Origin of the sequence: Neisseria sp. (genome assembly GCF_041804105.1) — a bacterium.
Classification (GTDB): domain Bacteria; phylum Pseudomonadota; class Gammaproteobacteria; order Burkholderiales; family Neisseriaceae; genus Neisseria.
Genome location: NZ_JBHCJY010000015.1, coordinates 1 through 5,198, shown reverse-complemented (window position 1 = coordinate 5,198; position 5,198 = coordinate 1). Strand labels below are relative to the sequence as shown.

Genomic DNA, 5,198 nt, shown 5'->3' with positions numbered 1-5,198 from the left:
CTCCCCGCCGCCGCAACAGGCCGTCTGAAAGCCCATCTTAAACGCGGCGGCCTGATTGCCTATCCCACCGAATCCTGCTACGGCATCGGCTGCCTGCCCGCTCATCCCAAAGCCCTGAGGCGGCTGGTGCGCCTGAAAAAACGGCCGCAGGGCAAAGGCATGATTGTCATCGGCAGCCGTTTGGCGCAGCTTCTGCCGCTGCTGCAAAGGCCGTCTGAACACACCGCCGCCAAACTGCGGCAAACCTGGCCTGCGCCGGTAACGTTTCTGCTGGATGCCGCTCCCGATATTCCGCCGCTGCTGCGCGGGCGCAACCGCCGCAAACTTGCCGTCCGCGTTCCCGCCCATGAAGGCGCGCGGGATTTGTGCCGCAAACTGGGTACTGCGCTCGTGTCCACTTCCTGCAACCGCGCCGGCAAACGCCCGTGCAAAACCGAACGCGAAGCCCGCCGCCGTTTCGGCCGCGATGTCTGGGTGGTCGGCGGCATGGTCGGACGGCAGAAAACGCCGAGCCGGATTGTGGATGCGGATACGGGGCAGCGGCTGCGTTGAAAATTGTGTTGGATAAATGAAAACAGGCCGTCTGAAAATCTTTCAGACGGCCGTATTGATACAAGGCATCGATGGATGCCGTACCGTTAAAAACCGTTATTCCTGAACAGGAGGGAATAACGGTTTATTTTCATAACCTCATGAATAATAAAGGTTTATAGAGGCTAATGCTGGATTCCCGCTTGCACGGGCATGACGGCAAGCGGAGAAGTCCGTCTTGACCTTATGTCATCAACACCATATCCGCACACAGCCAGCCGTTCAAAAAAAAACCGTAACTTGTTGTTACGGATTGCCGCCTGCAAGGGGATGACGAATGCCGAGTATCCGTTTCCCAAGCGCAGGCTTATCTCATGTTTTGGCGCTCGGTCTTCTGCAAACCGCAGAATGTTCATCGGCTCAGAACGGCATAACCGTATGAAAAACCGATGAACCTGCAATGCCGTCTGAACATTACGCTGCCCCACTCGCGTTACCGTGCAGATAAAAAACCGCCGTCCCGACAATCCTGCGGCTGCCTGTACAAGGCGGGTGCGGCGGATGTGCGGTAACGGCAGGTTTTACAAATCAAACACTTATCGGGTTACAGTTTTTTCCCGCACGCTTCTTCAAACTGTTTTTCCGTTACCGAGCCGCTCATCACGCTCATGGGGCGGACGGCCACGGCGGTGAATTTCTGGCTGGTCAATACCGTGCCTTTCTCGTCGAGAAGCTGCAAACCGGTGATGCGGTAGGTTTTGTTGGTGCAGTGGATTTCCCATTCGCCGACGGCGGTTTTGTATTTCGGGGTGTTGGCGTACTGTTCTTCGCCGGGTTTTTTCACGGTTTTTTTGTCGCGGAAAGTAACGAGATTGCCGTTTTTCCTGATGCTGCCCGTATCGATGGCGGTTGTGATGTTGCCGTTGGACGTAGTACCCAAATCTTTCCAGTTGCCGCTGACGCTGGGGCCGGTGGAGGCACAGGCGGCGAGGAGGAGGGCGGCGGCGAAGGTGGCGGCGCGGCGCATGGGTTTGGTGGTGTTCATCTCGTATGTTCCTGAATTGAAAAGGCGTTATTATCCGCAAGGCGGCGGGCGGCGTAAACCGGATTTGCAAAGATTACCGTTGGCGCATCCGGTTTTCAGACGGCCTTCCAAACCGGCCAAACCGTTGCAGGCCGTCTGAAAAAACCTGTAAGCGCATCCGCAAAAAAGCTAAAATACCCGCTTTCCCCACCGTCCACGGATTGACCATGCCCCAAACCGCCCGCCAGATTCTGCACGACGTGTTCGGCTACCCCGATTTCCGCGGCAGCCAGGCCGAGATTATCGGTACGCTCGCGCAAGGGCAGAGCCTGTCGGTGTTGATGCCGACCGGAGGCGGCAAATCGCTGTGTTACCAGATTCCCGCGCTGATGCGCGAAGGCGTGGCGGTGGTGGTGTCGCCGCTGATTGCGCTGATGAACGACCAAGTGGCCGCCCTGCACGCGGCGGGCGTGGCGGCGGCCTGCGTGCACAGCGGCACGGGCGCGGAAGAAGCGCGGCAGATTGCCGATGATATTCAGGCAGGCCGTCTGAAACTGCTCTACGTTGCGCCCGAACGGTTGGTTACCGAACGTTTCCTGCGCTTTCTCGCCCAGCACCGCATCAGCCTGTTCGCTATTGACGAAGCGCACTGTGTCAGCCAGTGGGGGCACGACTTCCGCCCCGAATACCGACAGCTCGGCATACTGGCCGAACGCTATCCCGATGTTCCCCGCATCGCGCTCACCGCCACTGCCGACGCGGCCACCCGCGCCGACATCAAACATTACCTGCATCTCGAAAACGCGCCGGAATTCGTGGCCAGCTTCGACCGCCCCAACATCTACTACCAAGTCATCGAAAAAAACAACGGCAAAAAGCAGCTTCTTGATTTCATTCAGAAACAGATGCACGGGCAGAGCGGCATCGTTTATTGTCTGAGCCGTAAAAAAGTGGAAGACACGGCACAGTTTCTGCAGGAAAACGGTTTGGACGCGATTCCCTACCATGCCGGTCTGAGCATGGAAACCCGCGAAGCCAACCAGCGGCGGTTCACGCGTGAAGACAACATCATCGTCGTCGCCACCGTTGCCTTCGGCATGGGCATCGACAAGCCCGACGTGCGTTTTGTCGCCCATCTCGATATGCCGCAGAGCGTCGAACACTTCTATCAGGAATCCGGCCGCGCAGGGCGCGATGGCCTGCCCGCCGCAAGCTGGCTCTGTTACGGCCTCAATGACTGGGTGATTCTGCGCGAACGCATCCAAACCGGCGAAAGCAGCGAAGCGCAGAAGCAGATTGAGATGCAGAAGCTCGATGCCATGCTCGGCGTGTGCGAAACCGCCGAATGCCGCCGCGTTTTGCTGTTGCGGCATTTCGGCGAAGAATCGCAACCCTGCGGCCATTGCGACAACTGCCTGCATCCGCCCGTGCGCTTCGACGGTACGGTACTGGTGCAGAAACTGCTGAGCTGCGTGTACCGCGTCGGCCAGCAGCACGCCGCAGGCTACGTCATCAACGTGCTGCGCGGCAAAAGCGACGACTGGATCACGCGCAACGGCCACCACGCCCTATCCACCTTCGGCATCGGCGCGGAACTTTCCGACAAAGAATGGCGCGGCGTGATCCGCCAATCCATCAGCCTCGGCCTGCTTACCGTCGATGCCGCCCGTTACCAATCGCTGCAACTCACCCCCGCCGCCCGCGCCGTATTGAAAGGCGGCGAAGCCGTTTTCCTGCGCCCGCTCAAGCGCGAAAAAGCCGCCACGCAAAAACCCAAAGAAGAATGGCTGCGCACCGAGCGCGAAGAACGCATCTGGCAGGCCCTGCGCCACTGGCGCATGATGCGCGCCAAAGAAGAAGAAGTGCCTGCCTATGTGGTGTGCGGCGACAAAACCCTGCGCGACATCGTCGAAAAACTGCCGCAAACCTTGGCGGATTTGCACGACATCTACGGTTTGGGCGAAGCCAAAATCAGCAAATTCGGCAGCGGCATCATCGAAATCTGCCAAACGTTTTCCCGACCGGACAGGCCGTCTGAAAACACTTCAGACGGCCTGCCGAATCCGAAAAGGGCCGACACATCCGGACTGGCTGAACACGCCGCTGCAGACATTTCAGACGGCCTGTCCGATTCCCGAGACCATTTGGACGAACGCACCGAAGCCCTGCTCGAAGCCCTGCAAAATTGGCGCGAACGCAAAGCCGAAGCCGAAGGCTGCGCCGTCGGCAAAATCTGCTCCGACGACAGCCTGCACGATTTGGCGCAAAACACCCCCGAAGAAGAGCTTGATTTGCAGGGCATCTACGGACTCGGCGACGTGCGCATCGGCAAATACGGTACCGATATTCTCGCGGTCTGCTATCCCTTTTCAGACGGCCTCTCTCCCGAAGCCGTACAAAAACGCCGCCTGATGCGCCGCCTGCTGCAATGGCAAAACCAAACCGCCCGCCGCGAAAACGTCGAAGCCCACGAAATATGCAGCAAAATCACCCTGCGCGCCGTTGCCGCCAAACAGCCGCAGGACTTGCGGACACTCGCCGCCGTGCACGGCATGGGGGAAGAAAAAACGGCGAAATACGGTCAGGAAATTTTGGACGTATTGGCAGGCGGGTAGGGTTGGTTATCCGGTACTGCGCAACCGTATAAGGCCGTCAGACACTTAACCCGCTTTCCCGTGCGTGCGGGAACCCGACAGCAGGTTCGGTATAGCCGTACAAAACCGGCAGATAGCATCCCTGCCATTTCTGTCGGGGCACGAAGCCGGTAGTCAGATACGGTTTATCAGCCCCGAAACCGCGCAACCGTATAACGCTTTCAGACGCATAATCCCGTCATTCCCGCGCAGGCGGGAATCCATGCTTGAAATCCGGTATCTTTTTTGTTAAACAATTACTTACTGAATATCGCAACTGGATTCCCGCCTGTGCGGGAATGACGGAAGTAGGAGAAATCCGTCTTGCCTGTGTTCTCAACGCAATACCCGAACACGGCCTTGTTACACAATCACTTGTGAACATCGAAACCGTATGCCCGCCTGTGCGGATAACGGAAGTAAGCATTGCCGCAACACCGCCTGTCCGGCAAACCGTTTTCAGACGGCCTGCCATGCCTGGCCTGACAACGGATGCCGTCTGAACGGTTTTTCCCACATTTTCCCGCCGCCGCTTTTTTCAGACGGCCTTATCCGCAGAAACGTCATCCGCAGCCCAACGAAACGGCCTGTCATTGCGACAGGCCGTCTGAATTGGAAATGCGGTGTTTGAACCGGCCGGCAACCGTTTTAAATCTCGGTTTGGCGGGATTGGATGAAATCCACGAAATCGTCGCGGCTGCCGTCGTTTTGGACCTGTTCTGTTTCCCGTTCCTGTCCGGGGGCGACGGATTCCACTTTCACATGCGCGGTGCCTTGGCGGATAAAGCCCAGTTTTTGCGCGGCGGCGCGTGATACGTCGATGACGCGGCTGCCGTGGAAGGGGCCGCGGTCGTTGATGCGGACGACGACGCTCTTGCCGGTTTTGGTGTTGGTGACGCGCGCGTAGCTGGGAATCGGCAGCGTGCGGTGGGCGGCGGTCAGGGCGTGTTTGTTGTAACGTTCGCCGCTGGCGGTTTTGCGGCCGTGGAATTTGTCGCCGTAAAACGATG

The 5,198-nt window shown here is 58.3% G+C and carries 5 protein-coding genes and 1 pseudogene; 4 read left to right on the top strand and 2 right to left on the bottom strand.

What is annotated here, in order from left to right:
* Positions 1-24 precede the first annotated feature (24 nt).
* Together ACEYDX_RS01220 and ACEYDX_RS01215 are read left to right on the top strand one after the other, a co-directional pair.
* Positions 25-552, top strand: a complete 528-nt coding sequence (locus ACEYDX_RS01220) for an L-threonylcarbamoyladenylate synthase (RefSeq protein WP_373740216.1) — start codon at positions 25-27, stop codon at positions 550-552.
* A 428-nt stretch (positions 553-980) separates the two neighbouring features.
* Positions 981-1,103, top strand: coding sequence for a hypothetical protein (locus ACEYDX_RS01215; RefSeq protein WP_373740215.1), 123 nt, complete (start codon positions 981-983; stop codon positions 1,101-1,103).
* A gap of 32 nt (positions 1,104-1,135) precedes the next feature.
* On the opposite strand, the gene ACEYDX_RS01210 is transcribed toward ACEYDX_RS01215, so the two are convergent.
* The gene (locus tag ACEYDX_RS01210) at positions 1,136-1,576 is read right to left on the bottom strand and encodes a surface-adhesin E family protein (protein WP_373740214.1); all 441 of its coding nucleotides are present in this window, start codon (positions 1,574-1,576) and stop codon (positions 1,136-1,138) included.
* A 206-nt stretch (positions 1,577-1,782) separates the two neighbouring features.
* On the opposite strand from ACEYDX_RS01210, the gene recQ reads away from it, so the two are divergent.
* Complete coding sequence (recQ, locus tag ACEYDX_RS01205; protein WP_373740213.1) at positions 1,783-4,170, top strand: DNA helicase RecQ; 2,388 nt, start codon at positions 1,783-1,785, stop codon at positions 4,168-4,170.
* A gap of 245 nt (positions 4,171-4,415) precedes the next feature.
* Complete coding sequence (locus ACEYDX_RS01200; RefSeq protein ID WP_373740212.1) at positions 4,416-4,691, top strand: hypothetical protein; 276 nt, start codon at positions 4,416-4,418, stop codon at positions 4,689-4,691.
* A 175-nt stretch (positions 4,692-4,866) separates the two neighbouring features.
* On the opposite strand, the pseudogene ACEYDX_RS01195 reads toward ACEYDX_RS01200, so the two are convergent.
* Positions 4,867-5,198, bottom strand: a pseudogene (locus ACEYDX_RS01195) (septal ring lytic transglycosylase RlpA family protein); the annotation flags it as partial.

What these genes read in the sequence shown, in the direction of transcription:
- recQ (WP_373740213.1), top strand. Translation starts at nt 1,783, where the DNA reads ATGCCCCAAACCGCCCGCCAGATTCTGCACGACGTGTTCGGCTACCCC.
- ACEYDX_RS01215 (WP_373740215.1), top strand. Translation starts at nt 981, where the DNA reads ATGAACCTGCAATGCCGTCTGAACATTACGCTGCCCCACTCGCGTTAC.
- ACEYDX_RS01210 (WP_373740214.1), bottom strand. Translation starts at nt 1,576, where the DNA reads ATGAACACCACCAAACCCATGCGCCGCGCCGCCACCTTCGCCGCCGCC.